This window comes from Pontibacter actiniarum (assembly GCF_003585765.1).
Lineage (GTDB): Bacteria > Bacteroidota > Bacteroidia > Cytophagales > Hymenobacteraceae > Pontibacter > Pontibacter actiniarum.
The window spans coordinates 3,593,694-3,610,642 of sequence record NZ_CP021235.1; the positions used below are offsets into that span (position 1 = coordinate 3,593,694).

Consider the following 16,949-nt stretch of genomic DNA (forward strand, 5'->3'; position numbering starts at 1 on the left):
ATTTAAATGCAACTAATTTCTCCGTAGCTGCTGTCATACCAGGTAAGCACGGCGAAGAGTGAGTTTGAAAGCACATGGCACTGCTTCATTTGTTTTACTACTGCTGCATGTGTGCAGCGCCCGGTAAGCTTGTATCAGAATGCTTTATGCGGAGGAAAGGCTAAACAGAAAAGGCTTTCTGCACCTTGAACAGTGGCTCCAGAAGAACTATGTAACATCGGGCGCACGCTTAGCCCGCATAGCCGCAGCAACACAGGCGCAGTAGCATGCCAGCAGCTCGCTAAAGCATCACGTCCCTACACCAGCAGAGGAAGGCAAAGTAACAGGTTATGCTTTCAGGCAAAGATGAGAATACCCACTCTGGTTCTTGAGCCGAAAGCATAGATGAAGTATAAACAAAAACAGCCGTCCCCGAACCATTCTTGGCTCGGGGACGGCTGGCAAAGGAAGCTAACTCCTCTGGCTGGGAAACGAACAGGCTTAACGCTCGAGGCTTCTCGGCTATAGCAAGCCAAGCTTCTCAGAGGAGTAAAGTTCTTTAACTAAACAAATGGAAGGTGATAAACGCCATTACATAGGCCAAACCGCTCATGTACAGCAGCTGTGCCAGCGGCCAGGTCCAGCTTTTGGTTTCGCGGCGCACAATGGCAAGGGTACTCACGCACTGCATGGCGAAGAGGTAAAACACCATAAGGGAGAAACTGCGGGCAGGCGTAAAAAACGGATCCCCGTTCTCGTCTTTCTCCGACATCAGCTTTTCTTTGATCGTGCTCACGTTCTCCTCCTCCCCTATACTATAGATAGTGGAGATGGTGCCGACAAACACTTCACGAGCGGCAAAGGAGGTAAGCAGCGCAATGCCAATCTTCCAGTCGTAACCCAACGGCCGGATAACCGGCTCAATGGAGCGGCCGATAATACCGGCGTAGGAGGACTCGAGCTGATAAGAGGCGATCTTATTTTCTGTCTGCGCTTCGGTTAGGTTTTTGGCCTGCGCCTCCAGGAGGGCTTCTTGCCGGGCCTCTTCAAAGCTGTTGCCCGGGCCATAGGACGCCAGCACCCAAAGTATAATGGAAATGGCCACGATCACTTTCCCGGCCTCAAACACGAACGCCTTCGACTTCTCCACAATAGTTATCCCCACGTTTTTCCAGCGCGGCATTTTGTAGGTGGGGAACTCCATGATAAAGTAGCTGCGCTCACGGGCCTTCAGGATGGTCTTCAGCAGCAGCGCTGAAAGTATGGCCGCCAGGAAGCCGAGCAGGTACAGCCCCATCAGCACCAGCCCCTGCAGGTTCAGAAAACCCAGGTAGTAGGTCTCCGGCACCACCAGCGCGATCAGCACCGTATAAACAGGGATACGGGCAGAGCAACTCATGAGCGGCGTCACGAAGATGGTGATCATACGGTCTTTCCAGTTCTCAATCGTCCGGGCCGACATAACCGCCGGCACAGCGCAGGCAACCCCAGAGATCAGGGGCACCACGCTCTTACCGTTGAGGCCGAACTTGCGCATGATCTTGTCCATCATAAAAGTTACCCGGGCCATGTAACCCGTTTCCTCCAGAATGGCAATAAAGGCAAAGAGAATGGCAATCTGCGGCACAAACACCAGTATGCCTCCCAAGCCGGCGATGACGCCCTCTGTCAGCAGGTCCACCAGCGGGCCGTCAAAGTTATCCTGTATCAGACCGTTAAGCCCCGCCACCCCCTGGTCAATCAGGTCCATTGGGTAGCTGGCCCAGGCGAAGATGGCCTGGAAGATGAGGAAGAGTATCGTAAAGAAAATGAGGTAGCCGAAAACCTTATGCGTCAGCACCTGGTCCAGGCGGTTGCTGAACTTCTCATCCTTATCCACCTTCTCCACGCGCACGGCGTCCAGCAGGAGCTCGTTGATGCGGGTGTAGCGGGCAATGGTTTCGTTTGCCTGCTGCGCGTTCGACTTAAAGCCAACCGACTCCAGCTGGTCATTCAGCCATGCCACATCCTCATCAGCCAGAAACTTCAGGCCTTTGTACTGATGGGCGAACTGCAGGGCCAGGTAATCGGTGCTGAGCGAGAAGCGCTCTTTTACACTTGCCAGCAGCGCCTTCAGCTCTGCCGGTATTTCGTAGAAAGTATTTCTGTTTGGCTCCAGCTGCTGCGTCATCACGATCTTAAGCGCGGCCACGCCTATGCCCTTGCGGGCGTTCATCGGGATCACCGGCACGCCCAGCTCTCGCTGCAGGGCGTCCACGTCTATCTTCACCCCCTCCTGCTCAGCCACGTCCACCATGTTCAGGGCCAGCACCGCCGGCAACTGCAGGTCGGCCAGCTGGGTAAACAGCAGCAGGTTGCGCTTCAGGTTCGAGGCATCGGCGGTAACAATAACAAGATCGGGAAAGTGCTTGGAGGCCGGGTCGTAGAGCAGGTCCGTAATCACGCGCTCATCCAGCGACTTTGGATAAAGGCTGTAAGTGCCCGGCAGGTCAATAATCTCCGCCCGCAGGTGCGAGGTGAGCTGGCTGTAGCCGGTCTTTTTATCAACTGTAACCCCCGGGAAATTGCCCACCTTCTGGTTAAGGCCGGTAAGCTGGTTAAAGAGCGAGGTCTTGCCCGAGTTCGGATTACCGATAAGGGCAATCTTAGCCACTGCTTTGCTGGCAGAGGGGCTCTTGGGCTGCTTTATTTCTGGTTGGGTAGCTACAGTCATGAAAAAAACTTACTGCTTGAGTAAAATGGTCTCGGCTTCGTCTAAGCGCAGCGAAAGGGTGTAGTTGTTCACAATGATGGTGATCGGGTCGCCGAACGGGGCACGGCTGTTCATCTTCACCTCGGTACCGGGGATACACCCCATCTCAAGCAGCTTCAGGCCCATTTCCGGGTCCTGGAGGCAGCAAATTACGCCTTGTTCTCCTATTTTCAGGTCGCGTACTGATTTACGTCCTTTATGCTCTTCTACCGTGTGCTGCACCTCTTACCTGTTTTTATTTAGACTGCTTATAAACAACTGCAAGTTACGAGGTGTTCAACTTTATTGCAAAAGAATTGGGAATTAGAACAGCTTAAGATTTATACCGCTGATTAACAATCAGTTGGAAACACTTCCTCCTGCCCTCCTATTTCTCCTCTCTCCCGATCCGCCGTTCGCACGCTTACTCGGCATAAAACACCCGCTTCACCCGCGTGCTGACATTGGTGAGCAGCTCGTAGGGGATGGTGCCGATGCTCTGGGCCAGCTCTACCAGGGTTAGCTGCGGCCCAAACACAATGGCTACATCGCCGGCTTTTACGGCAACACCGGTTACGTCTACCATGCACATATCCATGCACACGTTGCCGATGAGCGGGCAGCGGTGGCCGTTGATGAGCACCTGCCCCACCCCGTTACTGAAGCGGCGGTCGTAGCCGTCGGCATAGCCAATGGCAATGGTGGCCGTGGTTCTGTCGGAGCTGGCGATGCCTTTGCGGCTGTAGCCGACTGTTTCGCCCTGCTTTATACTTTTCACCTGCGATACAGTCGTCTTCAGGGTGCTTACCGGCCGCAGCGCCTCCTGCTCCGAGCCTGTGGCTTCTACCCCGTACAGGCCAATGCCCAGCCGCACCATGTCCAGCTGGTGCTCCGGAAAGCGCACAATACCGGCAGAGTTCAGGATATGCTTGATCACCTTGTACTTGAGCCGCTCCTCCACGGCCGCCGCCATACTTCTGAAACGGGAAACCTGCAGCTGCGAGAAATCGTTGTGGACGGCCTCGTCGGCACCGGCAAGGTGGCTGAACGTGCTGGCCACCTGCACCTGCGGATAACGGTGCAGCAGCTCAAAAAGCGCCTCAAAGTCCTCGGGCACAAATCCGAGGCGGTGCATGCCCGTATCCAGCTTCAGGTGGATTTTATACGTTGCCTCCGGCTCCAGCGAGGAAACAAAGTCCTGCAGCTGCTCTACCGAGTAAATCTCGGGCTCCAGGTTGTACTGCCGCAGCTTTGCGAAGCTGTCCTGCGAGGGGTTCATCACCATAATAGGCAGTGTGATACCGTTTTCGCGCAGGGCCACGCCTTCGTCAACGTAGGCGACAGCCAGATAGTCCACCCGGTGAAACTGCAGCAGGTTGGCCACCTCAAAGCTGCCGCTGCCGTAGGCGAACGCCTTTACCATCACCATCAGCTTAGTAGCCGGGGCAACTCTGGAGCGGTAGTAGTTCAGGTTGTGCACCAGCGCATCCAGGTTTACCTCCAGCACCGTGCCGTGCACCTTCTGCTGAAACGCCTGCACGATCTTCTCAAAGCCAAACACACGGGCGCCTTTCACCAAAATCAGCTCGCCCCGGAAAGAGCTTGCATCGAAAGCCTGCAAAAAATCAGCGGTGGAAGTATAAAAGCTGCCCTGCGGGAACAGGTGCGCGTACTTGCTGATAGTGGGGCCGATGCCGATCAGGCGCTGCACCTTGTGTGCCTGTGCCAGCCCTGCCACCTTCTCGTAAAGCTGCTCCTCCGGCAACCCCGACTCCAGCACATCCGACAGAATAAGCGTGCGCCGCCCCCGCTGCGGCTGGCTTGCCTGCAGGTCCAGCGCGATGGCGAGGCCTGCCAGGTCGTTGTTGTAGGTATCGTCGATCAGGTAGCAGCCGTTAATGGCCTCCTTCATTTCCAGGCGCATCGCCACCGGGTGCAGGCGGTCCAGGCGGTCCTGCACCTCGGAAAGAGGCAGGCGGCGGTACAGCAGCAGAGCCAGGCAGTGCAGCGCGTTTTCTACCGAGGCCTCATCGGTAAACGGAATGGCCAGCCGCTGCTTCTCGCCCTGATACGTGTACACCACAATTGTTTTTTGCCCGGCAGTGGTCGTGGCGTTGATAAACAGGTTAGCCTCCGGCTGATGGCGGCTCCAGGTAAAGGACTTTATACCCTGTGCCTGTACCGCCTGATGCAGCAGCTCATAGTCGGCGCAGTAAAACAGCAGCTCCACGCCCTGGAACAGCTTCAGCTTCTCTGCTATTTTTTGCTCGCGGGAGGCAAAGCCTTCGTCGTGGGCGCTGCCAACGTTGGTAAAGACACCGAGGGTCGGCTGAATCACTTGTTGCAGCCTCTCCATTTCCCCTGGCTGCGAAATGCCCGCCTCAAAAATAGCCAGGGTGTGGTTTGGCTGCAGCTGCCACACGCTCAGCGGCACGCCCAGCTGCGAGTTATAGCTGCGCGGGCTCTTCACCACCAGCTCATCGGGGCTCAGCAGCTGCGACAGCCACTCTTTTACAATGGTTTTGCCGTTGCTGCCCGTCACGCCGATAACCGGGATGCTAAACTGCGACCGGTGCCATGCTGCCAGTTGCTGCAGCGCCTCCAGGCTACTCTCTACCAGCAGGATGTTGGCCTCCGGGTACCGCGTTGCCAGTTCTCCCGGCTCCCCCTGCTCCACCACAAAAGCCCTTACCCCCTGCGCGTAGAGCTGCGGCAGGTACTGGTGCCCATCGTTGTATTTCCCCCGAACGGCAAAGAACACCGTGCCGGCCGGCTGGGAGAGCTTGCGGCTGTCGGTGAGCAGGTGCACGACGGGCAGCGGCTGCACAAATTGTACTTCCCTGCCCTGAACGATGGATTGGAGTTGCTGAAACGTGAGCATACATTCTGAGTTATTCTTGCGCCAAAGATAGGCGAAGGAGTTAGAAAGATAAAGGGTTGCCGGGGCCGTTGAGCCGCCGAAAAGCTGCTTTTGCCCCGCCTCCAGCTAAAGGCCGGATCTGCGCCAGCCAAACCCCTGCGGCTAAACCGGCCCGCAAAGGTTTTTCGGCACAAAAATACGCCCGTGCGCCGCCCACCTGCCCCTACTTTCTGTACCTTTGCGCACTTTTATACTTGCCGGTTTTCTATGGAAACAACTAACACCAAACCCTACTACGCCGCAGGCCTGGCTGCCTTTGTTATCTGGGGCTTTATACCGTTCCCGCTCAAGGCGCTGGCCGCTTACCCCAGCGGGCAGATCCTGTACTTCCGGGTGGCACTGTCGGCGGCACTGCTCCTGCTGATTTCACTGCTTTTCCGGCGCAAGCAGCTGCAGGCAACCTGGAGGCAGCTAACGTCCTCCTCTACGCGGGAGCGGCGCCTGTTTGCGCTTTTCACCTTCCTGGGCGGCGCCTTGCTCACCACCAACTGGCTTACGTTTATTTACGTCGTGAACCATATTGATATTCAGACCGGCTCTTTTTCTTACCTGCTGTGCCCTATTATCACCGCTGTGCTGGGCTTTCTGCTGCTGAAGGAGGAGCTGCGCGTAAACCAGTGGCTGGCGATCGGGCTGAGTGCGCTAAGCTGTGCCCTGGTGGGCAGCGGCGAGATTACCAGCCTGCTCTTCAGCTTGCTGATAGCCCTGAGCTACGCCTTTTACCTTATCACGCAGCGCATCCTGAAGGCCTATGACAAGATCGTGCTCCTGAAGCTGCAGCTGCTCTTGGCTTTTGCCTTTATCGGACCGTTCTATACTTCCTTTGCCGGCGAAGGCGCTGCGCTGGATTCGTACTTTTTCCTGCAGGTGGGCCTGCTGAGCGCGGGCTTTACCGTGCTGCCGCTGTTCCTGAACCTGTTTGCCCTTAAAGAGCTCACCTCCGGCACCATCGGTATCCTGATGTACATTAACCCGATCCTGAATTTTGTGATGGCCTTTTTATACTTTGGAGAACACACAACAGGCACCAAAATAGCAGCCTACCTGCTCATTTTCGTGTCGGTTATCATCTATAACCTCCACATCAAAAGCCGGAACAAGGGCGGCGACGGCTTGGTGATTCCGCCTGTGGGCACTACAGCCGTTGTAAAATAAGAAGGGCCTCACCAACTGCTGCTGGTGAGGCCCTTCTTATTCACGGTATCCGTTAATAATCTTCGCGGTTTGTCGGCGCGTTAATATCCGGGCGCTGGTTGGGGTTTTCCTTCAGCTGCTTTTGCATGTCCAGCTGGTGCATCCTGCGCGCCGCGGTGTCCACGTTAGAGGGCATGTCGCCGAACTGGTCGGCCTGCTCCCCGGTTACGGCCGTATCACCGATCGGGGCTGGGCGTGGCCGGGCCAGGTTAGCCGCATCTCCGCTCTCGCCAACAATGGCCTCTGAGGTACTGGTGTCGTCGGTCGGGTTGCTTGCGGGGCGCTCGCCGTTGCAGCCGAAGCCCACAACAGCGGCAAACGCCACAGCCACCCCTGTTTTGAATATATGTGGTGTATGCATGTCTATCGTTTCTTGGTTGTTAGGCTATTTTTAACGACTGTCGCGTTAATAGGTTATGCAGGAGGCCTGTACGGCGCGGGCCCCTCCATCAGCCGTCTCTATCAGGCTTAGAACCCGAAGCCAACCATGATGCCCGTCCTGGCCCTGTTCCCTTCCTGAAACGATGTCACAAAATCCACCCGGAACACTTTAAAGATATGCTCTACCCCGAGCCCCAGCTCCAGGTAATGGCGCGACTCCTGCGTATTCAGGTAGTTAAGGCTCACCACCTCCTGCCACTTCAGCTTGCGGAACAGCGGTATCTTGTTAAACAGGAAGCCGTTGAAGTGGTGCTCGTAATGCGCCTCCAGGTAGCGGTTGTTCGTGCTGTAGCGGTAGTAGTCGAGCAGCTGGAAGCCTTCATAAACGCCTGCCACCAACGTACGGTTGCCGTTAAAGTGCCTGTAGTCCATCAGGCGCATGTCCTCCTTGCCCCAGAACACAGCGCCCAGCACACTGTACTTGCTGCGGCCCAGCAGGCCAAAGCTCACGTCGTCGCGAATGCTTAGCCCTGCCGTGTTGTACTGCACATCACTCCCCAGCACCTTCAGGCTGCCTCTGTAGCTCAAGGTAAAGGTCGGGTAGGTAGAACCCAGGTTGATTTTATCGTCGGGGCGCGAGATGTAGCGCTGGCCCGGCTTAAAGGTCAGAGCGGCGGTCACCGTCAGGGCCTCATGGGGAGTGAAGGCGGCGTCTTCCAGCTCTGCGTTTACGGGTATGTTAGAGGTAAAGCGGGTTGGCTCATCCTTCTCCCGGTCTTTAAACGTGAAATCGGCGGTGTTCTCCAGCGGCATGCGGTGCGAATAATCCACCGTGGTACTCAGCCGCACGCCGTTCCAGAGCTCGGTGCGGTAGTGCACCTGCCCAAAGTCGCGTTGGTACAGTTTCAGGTAGTTGCGCTCAGCCAGTAAGGTGTACAGCGTGTTTACAAAAGGGGAGATGGGGTTTTGGTTGTTGATCTGGTACACATAGCGCCCGCCCTCCACGCTCACCACACTGTTCCGGAACGGGTCGTAGCTGTAGTTTATGCGCAGTTTGGCGTTCAGCTTTTCGTTGCTGAAACCGTAGCGCACGGCCGGCTCTACCTGGTAGGAGCGCCGGTCCTCAAAGCTCCGCAGGTAGTTCAGGCGCACATCTGCCGCCACGCCCTCCACTGTGTTGTACTGCAAAATGCTTGGCCCTCCCGTCAGGCTCAGCAGCGGGTCGAAACGGTAGAACTTGCGCGCATAGGTGTTGGAGTAAGTATAGCCCCCCAGCAGAAAGCTCCCGAAAGACGGCTTGTTTCGCACCGCATCCAGCGAGTCCTGGTAAGGTCTGGAGTTCTTGATCACTTCCAGGCTGTCCTTTTTGTGGTAATCCACCACCTCCTCCTGCGTGAGCGGCACCGGGCGAACCGATGCCCAGTAGGCTGAGTCGCGCTTGTTTGCGCCTTTCTCTACCAGCAGCACCTCCTTGCTGAACACTTTTTCGCTGATCACGGGCTGTGCCTCCGCGGCCGCCTCTTCCGGCGCTACCAGTTTATACTTTGCTCTTTTGGGCTGTTTCGCTGCGGTGGCATCTTTTTCGGGCGGCTCCGGCTCTACCTCCTCCAGCTTCGGAGGGCGGGCATAGGCCGGCTGCACCTTATAGTTAGAGTACACGCCCATGGCATACCCACCGCCCTTAAAGCCGAGCCCCGCGGCCTCAAAGCTAAACCGCTGCGACACCGGCAGCCATACTTGCTCAGCAACCGGCGCATACACCTGCCGCACCCGAAGCCAGTCCACGAACTCAATGCCGGCGTCCTTCGTTAGCCACAGGTCGGTGCTGTGGATGCGCCAGCTGCCGTCTACGATGTAGATGCTCCCGGAGAACACGGGGTCGCTTTTGCGGCGGGGGATGACTTTGATTTTGTTGATGGTACGGCCGTTCTCCTCAAACGCCCCCAGGTACTCAAAGCGGTAAAAGAACAGCGCGTTGTTGGCCAGCGGCGATACAAAGCCCCGCTCGCTCAGGCCCTCCACCTTCAGCAGCGGATCGTAGAAGCTGATATTCATTTCGGAGGCCTGGTTAAAGCTGAAGCCCTTTTTCTGGCCGCTCACTTTGCTCGATATCATCCGCTCATGAATTTTGTTCGGCTTTTTAAACGCCAGCTCCGACACCGACTCCGACAGGTACACGATTCCCGTGTCCACATCCACCACCTTAATCCCCAGCACCTTCGGCGGCACTTTGTCCATGCGGGCCACACTCTTCATGTACACGCGGGCGCTCCACGCTTTTGCCTCGTCGCGGTGGTACTTGCGCAGCCGGATGGCGTTGCGCATAATGGTGTAGGCGGGGTCTTCGTCGGCGGCTTTTACCACCACCTCCTTCAGGTTCAGCACCTCGGGATGTAGCTGCACGTTCAGCTCCTCTGCCCCATCCCCGACGGTAACGGTTTCGGTGTGGGCGCGGTAGCCCACATACTTAAACTCCAGGGTGTAGGTACCGGGGCTGAGCTGCAGCTGGTACAGGCCCTGGTCGTTGGTGGCGGTGCCGCTGGCTGTTTCTTTGATGTAGATGCTGGCAAAAGGCAGGCCCCGGTTGTTTTCGTCGGTCACGCGGCCATGCAGCGTACCCGCCATGGTGAGGGTGGGCAAAACAAGCAGCAGCAGGAACAGGTAGTAAGGGCGCATGTGCTATGGGTTTAGTGGCAGAAGTTATGTACAAAAGTTACACAAGAAACTTCAAGTATCCAGCACCTGTTTATACTTTTTATACTTTAAGTGCTGCTATACTTCCGTTTCTACTTCTGTAGAGCCACTTTCGGCGGCCAGGGTTGCTTTCTTGCTGATCTTATTTTTGTACTGCACGTTCAGGATCACGCCCAGCAGCACGAGCGCCATGCCGACGTAGGTCCAGGTGTTGAGCAGCTCGCCGAAGAAGAAAAAGCCGAAGAGAAGGGCGTAAACAATGCTGATATAGGTCAGGTTCGCCACCTTGGAGATCTCCTCATGCTGGTAAGACAGGGTCATGTAGTACTGCCCCAGCTGCGTAAACAGCCCCACCAGCAGGAGCATGGCCCAGTCCCAGCCTTCGGGCTGCACCCAGTTGAACAAAGTATACCCCCCCACCACCGGCAGCGTTACAAGCGGAAAGTAGAAGATGATCACCAGGGGGTGCTCCTGCACATTCAGCTTGCGCACAATACTGTAGGCCACACCGGTAAAGAAAGCGCTTACCACGCCCAGCCACAGGTAAAGCCCCTCCACATTGGTTTCCACGCCCTCAATCACCAAAACACCCGCAAACGACACCAGAAAGAAAACCCACTGCCAAAGCCGCACCCGCTCCTTCACTATAAAAATACCCAGTATGGCCGTAAAGATAGGGGACAGGTACTGCAGTGTGGCGGCCGTAGCCAGCGGTATGTTCTGCAGCACGTTAAAGAACAGGATCAGGGCCACCGCCCCGAAGCCCCCCCGGGCAAAGAGCCATTTGCGGTTGTTGCCCCACACGCTCACCCCCGCCCTGCGCAGAAACGCCAGGCTGATCACCAGTGAGATCAGCGACCTGAAGACAATTATCTCCTCCGCCGGAATATGCGGCACCCACTTCACGCACACCTGCATCAACGAAAAGAAGAACGTGGACAGCAGCATGTATATAACTCCCTTGGATAGCTTCATTCTTAAACAGTTTTCACTACAAAGGTCTGGGTTTTGATTGGGCTTTGCTAATTGCCTGGATCAGGATTTGCAGCATGAAAGCACGCACGGGCCGTAACTTAACCGCCCCGCACTAGCCCTCCCAGCGCCTAACTTCTTAACTTTATACCGCCATGCCTCCGGCAGAACTATGCGCAGCTGCGGCATGTTTAACGAATGACACTAACGCTATACTTTTGGAGCGACAGAAGAAACAGAAAACCTACACCCCTAAAGAGGCCTTGATAAAGGCGGCCGCCTACTGCGCCTACCAGGACCGCACCCAACAGGAGGTGCGCGACAAACTGTACTCTTACGGACTGGAACCTGACGACGTGGAGGAGTTGATCGTGCGCCTGAGCCAGGAAAAGCTGATTGATGAGGAGCGCTATGCCCAGAGCTACGTCCGCGGCAAGTATGGCCTGAAGAAGTGGGGCCGCCGTAAGATTATGCAGGGCCTTAAAGGCAAAGGCATCTCCGACTACTGCGTAAAGCAGGGCCTGAAGGAGATTGACCCCGAAGTGTACGAGCAGAACCTGCTACAGCTGCTGGAGAAGAAAAACGCCTCCGAAAAAGAAAAGAACCCCTTCACCCGCCGCCAAAAGCTAACTTACTTCCTGATGAGCAAAGGCTATGAGAATGACCTGATCCAGGATGCACTGAAGGGCCTGGAGAATAATTAGAAATTTCGTATATTGAGTAAGCATTGTGCACTAAGCTTTAAAAGACATTCCAGACATAGTGCAGATAGTGGGAGTAGGCACTCCTGCTAGCTGGTAGTTAGGCCATATTAGTAACTAAAATGATAAACAAGTTAGAAGACTCAACAATCAGAAATATTGCTAATGTTGGTTCCGATGTCCTATCTCATAAACAACTCATCGAACTTCTTGAAAGCTCTGGCATTGAAGTAAATCTACAAGTAAGTTCTAAAGCTGATCGTATTTACCATTCTTTAAAGTATCGGCAAAATAGGGATGGTTGTGGGAACAACGTAATCAACTTTGTACAAAAAGTTATATCACCAAGAAGGTTTGATGATGAATTAGAATTCGAAAAGGCAAGAGCAAAATTTAACGAAAAACTTTTGTTTGAAGGCTATGAAATAAATTCTTCTGGAGCAGTAAGCCGTGTAACAAAAGCATCTACAATTTCAGAAGCAAAAGAAAGGTCTCAAAAAATAAAACAAAAGATAAAAGGATATAACACGCATACTGAAATTGTCAGGTTCTGCGAAGAAGAGTGGTTAAGAGAAAATTACTTTCATGCTATCTTGGAGATTACTAAATGTATAGCTGACAAATTACGGAATATGAGTGGCTATACTTCTGACGGAAGTGAATTAGTAGACGAATGTTTTGGTCTTGGAAAGGACAAGAAACCAATGTTAGCTTTCAATATGCTTTTAACTCCCAGTGAAGAAAGTGAACATAAGGGATTTGCCAATTTCCTTAAAGGATTTTTTAGTATGTATAGAAATCCTAAAGCACATAATCCTAAAATCTTTGAAGACACACAAATAGATGAAATGGCTGAATCATTGATAGTAGCATCAATAATATATCGACGATTAGATAAAACTTTCAAAACTGGACTAAAATAAAGAATAACGAGGCCTAACCCAGCCTATAAGTTATGCTTCGGCTGCGCCTCGCACACCTTCTCAGGCAAGCCCGTTAGTGGTAATACATATAATATGAGTCTCAGAAACTTCATTTTGATCTTAGTCCTTTTTCTAAGCGTTAGCATCACCTACGGGCAGAAAAAGTTCAAGGTGGCAGTGAAAGAAACTGGTGGTTGGCAAGAATTATTTTTTTTGGTAGATGAAAAAGGGAAGCTCATACGCAAGCTTGACCCAGACAAGTACTTTATGTGCTTCAATCCTGATGAATATGTTTATTTTGCAATTTTTGGACTGAGAGCAGGGGTTGACGATGGCCCAGGCTGGACAGCAATCAACGCAGATGAAAAAGTGCTATTTAACGTCTTTAATGCAAGTTATGGGGAGCCATCCCCAGACTATCTTGTTGAAAACAAAATCAGAATAGTAGACAATAGACATCTAATCGGCTATGCTGACCATAAAGGACAGATAGTTATTAAACCCCAGTTTGAGTTCGCAACCACTTTTCATAAGGGAAAAGCAATAGTTGGAGAGAATTGCAAAAGGGAGCCGCTGGACACACATGCTGATGAAACGGACTGCAATCATTCCTCCATCATTTGTGAAAGGTACGGATACATCAACGAGAAAGGCACAATAATAAAAATTGGAGCATATTCATTCAACCAAATCATGAATGAAATCCACTGGGAAATACCTAATGAATAGAAGTACTTCTGCCAACATTGTGCAAATACCATGCTTCAGCCGACAGCCTCGCTCGCTGTTTGCACGAGTCCGTTGGTCTAAAGCAAAAGCAAAGAATTAAATGAATAATAAACAAAACAGATATTTAGTACTTTTTAGTTTGACTGTAGGAATAGCTTTGTTTTCCTCAGCTACATTGGAAATCTGTAGAACCTTCTTAAGACCTACTTATGGAAAAGGCACAGGTTTTATACCTGAACTACTTGGTGTAGTGCCTAATTTCTTAGCGGGTTTTGGCTCTTGGTGCATATTATGGCGTGTTAGCTGAATTAGAACGCACTAATACGCAGCAATTACTATCCATTTAGAACAAGAATAAACAGTTTGCTATAGCCTTTTTGTTCGTCACCGCATTGAATACAGTAGGGCTAATTCTGTGGGAGTACTCGCAATTGAATGGTAACCTTACGTTTGACCAGAAGGACATAACTGCGACCATTATAGGTAGTGTAGCCTGTGTTTACTGCTTTACTAAAGTCTCAACAGCTAAAGCTTAAAAACAACGACAGCCCAACAAGGTATAGCAGAAAGCCTTGCTGACGCCGCGCCCTTCTGCTATACAAATAACGTTACAGCCAACGTCACGACCACCCGCCCATCTTATGAACCAGAAAGCTCTTTGCCGATAATTTTCTTTCTGTGTTCTACTCCCCATTCTGTCAGATTCTTAATGATGGTCTGTAGCGTCAGACCGTGTTCGGTAAGCTCATACTGAACCGCTACAGGTTGCGTGTCTAAAACTGTTCGCTTAACCAATTGGTTAATTTCCAGCTCCTTCAGTTCCTTGCTCAGCATTTTGTTGGAAATGCCCACCACATCATTCAGAATATCGGTAAATCTTCTTTTGTTGTAATAGCAGATAGATGAAATTATAGCGATTTTCCATTTCCCACTCAGCACGTCCATTGAATCCTGAACAGCCATCATTTCTTTCTTGTGCTCTTTTTGATACTCTTTTGCCTGGCACTCCATAAGGTTACTTTGTTACTTCGAGGTTACTGTTACTTTTAGATACCAAGTTACGGAAATAAATTAATGCAGTCTAACTTTGCAGCTCAATCAAACGGATCAATTCAAAATGAGCAAGTTAAAAAACAAAGTAGCAATAGTTACAGGAGCATCGAAAGGCATAGGTGCTTCTATTGCACAACACTTTGCGGCAGAAGGAGCAAAGGTTGTTGTGAATTATGCTTCGAGCAAAGAGGGAGCGGATAAAGTTGTGAAGGTTATAACCGATAACGGAGGTACGGCAATAGCGGTACAAGGTGATGTATCGAAAGAAGCTGATGTAAACAGGCTGTTTGAAGAAACAAAAAGTGCTTTCGGCACATTAGATGTTTTGGTGAACAATGCGGGCGTTTACCTATACGAACCGATTGAACAGGTATCGGCAGATACGTTTCATCAGCAGTTCAACATCAACGTCTTAGGCGCTATACTCGCCATCCAGGCATCGGTGAAACTGTTTGGCGATAAGGGGGGCAACATCATCAATATCAGTTCAGGTGCCAGCAACACGCCATTGCCGACCGGGTCGGTATATTCAGCCACAAAAGCTGCGTTAGATGCCGTTACCATTTCTCTGTCGAAAGAATTTGCCGGAAGGAACATCCGTATCAACTCCATTCTGCCGGGTGTTGTAGAAACCGAAGGTTCACATAGCGCGGGCTTTATCGGCAGTGAAGCCGAAACAAAATTAGTCTCCAGCACGCCTCTAGGTCGTACCGGGCAGCCAGAAGATATTGCGAAAGTGGCCGTGTTTCTTGCATCCGATGATTCAGCGTGGATTACGGGAGAGAAAATTTCCGTTTCAGGCGGCATTTACGGTTTGTAAAATTCAGAAAACAGACAAACCGTAAAGACAATGGAACAGAATAACCATAACGGAGCCTTACAGAAGCCACTTGGTTCAGGGTTTCATGCGGCTTCTACCTCAATAGAAGTCATCAAAGGAATAGACCTTACAGGAAAGACGGCCATCGTAACAGGTGGCAATACAGGCATTGGCTTAGAAACCACCAAAACACTTGCTGCTGCAGGGGCAACAGTAGTTGTTCCTGCAAGGGACGTTGATAAGGCGAAGAAAAACCTGCAGGGAGTTTCCAATGTGGAAATAGAAGAAATGGACTTAATTAGTCCCGATTCTATTGACAGGTTTTCCGAGAAGTTTCTGGCTTCGGGCAGACCGTTGCATCTGCTAATCAATAATGCGGGCATTATGTTTGTTCCGCTACGCAGAGACAGCCGGGGATTAGAGTCTCAGTTGGTTACCAATTATTTAGCGCTGTTTCAACTGACAGCACGCTTGTGGAGTGCACTTAAAAATGCCAATGGGGCAAGAGTAATTAACTTATCTTCACAGGGGCACCAGTTCGCACCGTTCAATTTTGAAGACCCGAACTTTGAAAACCGTGCGTACGAAACCTTGTCAGCTTATGGTCAGTCAAAAACTGCTGTCAACCTGTTTTCACTTGCGTTAGACGATCGTGCTAAAGCATTCGGGGTTAGAGCATACGCCGTACACCCTGGCAACATATGGGGAACTGAGTTAACCCGGGAAGCACCACTAGAAATTTTGCAGCAATTTGGCTTTTACGACGACAATGGAAAACCGGTTCAGGAAGTCGTCGCATCGCTGAAAACCATTCCGCAAGGTGCGGCTACAACGGTTTGGTCTGCTACAAGCCCATTACTCAACAACATTGGAGGGGTGTATTGCGAAGATGCAGATGTTGCTGCATTAGCTTTAGGGCCAGAAATGTCAGCAGGAGTAAGGCCCTACTCATTAGATGAAACCAGTGCCAAACGCTTGTGGAAATTAAGTGAAGAGTTGACAGGAATTACATTCAGTGTTGCTTAATTCTTTGCCGTAAACTGACGAAGCCTCTCACAGCAGGCAAAAGCACGACCTGTAGCAAGGTAGTGCCAAAACGGGGGCTGATGGAAGTACACCAACATTTGTGCTTCTATCAGCCTTTGCTCTAAAGCTGTGCTAACGGTTTCCGGATACCCCCTACCGCTTTGGTGGCAGCTCTGGGTTTTTAATGCGGCGCTGCGGCACCAGCACCACTTGCCTGCCGGTTACCTCTTCTAAAATCGGCTTCAGCACCTTTTCGGCGTTTACCTTCGTCTGGCGAAGTATGCCTGAGTTCAGCGCTGCTTTCTTTACGTTCTGCTCTGCGTATTTATAGCTCTCCTGCACCAAGTCGGCATCCTGAAAGTAGGTGTTCTCTTTGCTGAAGACCTTGGACTTGCTATGGTCGATCTTATAGTAGCAGATCTCCGGCTCCGGCAGTGCCACCTGCACCAGCGAGTCGCCCTGAAACTGGATATCAGCCTGCGTTATCTTCGTGAAGTCGACGCAGCCGACCGCCTCTCCCGCCACGATCAGCACTACTTTGGAGTTGGGCACCCACCGCGATACGCTTTTCTCATACTCCACCACATCCTTGAAGTTATAGCGCACCAGCTCCATTTTCCCCAAGTCCTCTACCGAGGTCAGCACAGTGTTAAAGTTCACCACCACCTCTGGCTCCTTCCTCTCTTCTTCTTTTGTAAAGAAGCCGCCGAAAGTGCGCCACAGAAAAACGCCGAGCAGCAGTAACAGGATCCAGGGGATAAGCTTAAGTATAAAACGGAATAGGGGCATCGCGGGTGCTTGTCTGATTTTAGTACAGATACGGTGT

General features: G+C 52.0%; 14 protein-coding genes. 6 read left to right on the plus strand and 8 right to left on the minus strand.

Features of this window, described 5'->3' with window-relative positions:
* Nucleotides 1-538: 538 nt before the first annotated feature.
* From feoB to CA264_RS15405, 3 genes are all read right to left on the minus strand, one after another.
* Entirely contained in the window at nucleotides 539-2,692 is a 2,154-nt protein-coding gene (gene feoB / locus CA264_RS15395) for a ferrous iron transport protein B (RefSeq protein WP_025608279.1), read from the minus strand.
* A gap of 9 nt (nucleotides 2,693-2,701) precedes the next feature.
* Nucleotides 2,702-2,953 (minus strand): FeoA family protein, encoded by a 252-nt coding sequence (locus tag CA264_RS15400; RefSeq protein ID WP_025608280.1) that lies wholly within the window; start codon nucleotides 2,951-2,953, stop codon nucleotides 2,702-2,704.
* Nucleotides 2,954-3,134: 181 nt separating this feature from the next.
* Nucleotides 3,135-5,591 carry a bifunctional UDP-N-acetylmuramoyl-tripeptide:D-alanyl-D-alanine ligase/alanine racemase gene (locus tag CA264_RS15405; RefSeq protein ID WP_025608281.1) on the minus strand — a complete coding sequence of 819 codons (2,457 nt, stop codon included), beginning with the start codon at nucleotides 5,589-5,591 and terminating at the stop codon, nucleotides 3,135-3,137.
* A 246-nt stretch (nucleotides 5,592-5,837) separates the two neighbouring features.
* On the opposite strand from CA264_RS15405, the gene CA264_RS15410 reads away from it, so the two are divergent.
* Nucleotides 5,838-6,785 carry an EamA family transporter gene (locus tag CA264_RS15410; protein ID WP_025608282.1) on the plus strand — a complete coding sequence of 316 codons (948 nt, stop codon included), beginning with the start codon at nucleotides 5,838-5,840 and terminating at the stop codon, nucleotides 6,783-6,785.
* Nucleotides 6,786-6,837: 52 nt separating this feature from the next.
* Here the strand turns inward: CA264_RS15410 and CA264_RS15415 are convergent, their stop codons facing one another.
* From CA264_RS15415 to CA264_RS15425, 3 genes are all read right to left on the minus strand, one after another.
* Nucleotides 6,838-7,185, minus strand: coding sequence for a hypothetical protein (locus tag CA264_RS15415; protein WP_025608283.1), 348 nt, complete (start codon nucleotides 7,183-7,185; stop codon nucleotides 6,838-6,840).
* 107 nt (nucleotides 7,186-7,292) lie between these two features.
* Entirely contained in the window at nucleotides 7,293-9,881 is a 2,589-nt protein-coding gene (locus tag CA264_RS15420; protein ID WP_025608284.1) for a DUF5686 and carboxypeptidase regulatory-like domain-containing protein, read from the minus strand.
* 96 nt (nucleotides 9,882-9,977) lie between these two features.
* The gene (locus CA264_RS15425) at nucleotides 9,978-10,874 is read right to left on the minus strand and encodes a DMT family transporter (protein ID WP_237151133.1); all 897 of its coding nucleotides are present in this window, start codon (nucleotides 10,872-10,874) and stop codon (nucleotides 9,978-9,980) included.
* A 215-nt stretch (nucleotides 10,875-11,089) separates the two neighbouring features.
* Here CA264_RS15425 and CA264_RS15430 point away from each other — a divergent pair, with 215 nt between their 5' ends.
* From CA264_RS15430 to CA264_RS15440, 3 genes are all read left to right on the plus strand, one after another.
* Nucleotides 11,090-11,575 carry a regulatory protein RecX gene (locus CA264_RS15430; protein WP_025608286.1) on the plus strand — a complete coding sequence of 162 codons (486 nt, stop codon included), beginning with the start codon at nucleotides 11,090-11,092 and terminating at the stop codon, nucleotides 11,573-11,575.
* Nucleotides 11,576-11,694: 119 nt separating this feature from the next.
* Nucleotides 11,695-12,495: a TIGR02391 family protein gene (locus CA264_RS15435; RefSeq protein ID WP_025608287.1), complete on the plus strand. Its 801-nt coding sequence runs from the start codon at nucleotides 11,695-11,697 to the stop codon at nucleotides 12,493-12,495.
* Nucleotides 12,496-12,588: 93 nt separating this feature from the next.
* Entirely contained in the window at nucleotides 12,589-13,224 is a 636-nt protein-coding gene (locus CA264_RS15440) for a WG repeat-containing protein (protein ID WP_025608288.1), read from the plus strand.
* Nucleotides 13,225-13,863: 639 nt separating this feature from the next.
* On the opposite strand, the gene CA264_RS15445 is transcribed toward CA264_RS15440, so the two are convergent.
* Nucleotides 13,864-14,235 (minus strand): winged helix-turn-helix transcriptional regulator, encoded by a 372-nt coding sequence (locus tag CA264_RS15445; protein ID WP_025608289.1) that lies wholly within the window; start codon nucleotides 14,233-14,235, stop codon nucleotides 13,864-13,866.
* A gap of 106 nt (nucleotides 14,236-14,341) precedes the next feature.
* Here CA264_RS15445 and CA264_RS15450 point away from each other — a divergent pair, with 106 nt between their 5' ends.
* A complete protein-coding gene (locus tag CA264_RS15450) occupies nucleotides 14,342-15,097 on the plus strand; it encodes an SDR family NAD(P)-dependent oxidoreductase (protein ID WP_025608290.1) in 756 nt (251 codons plus the stop codon).
* A 30-nt stretch (nucleotides 15,098-15,127) separates the two neighbouring features.
* On the plus strand, nucleotides 15,128-16,123 hold the full coding sequence (locus CA264_RS15455) for an SDR family NAD(P)-dependent oxidoreductase (protein ID WP_025608291.1): 996 nt from the start codon (nucleotides 15,128-15,130) through the stop codon (nucleotides 16,121-16,123).
* Nucleotides 16,124-16,276: 153 nt separating this feature from the next.
* Here the strand turns inward: CA264_RS15455 and CA264_RS15460 are convergent, their stop codons facing one another.
* Nucleotides 16,277-16,912, minus strand: a complete 636-nt coding sequence (locus CA264_RS15460) for a DUF4230 domain-containing protein (protein WP_025608292.1) — start codon at nucleotides 16,910-16,912, stop codon at nucleotides 16,277-16,279.
* Nucleotides 16,913-16,949 lie beyond the last annotated feature (37 nt).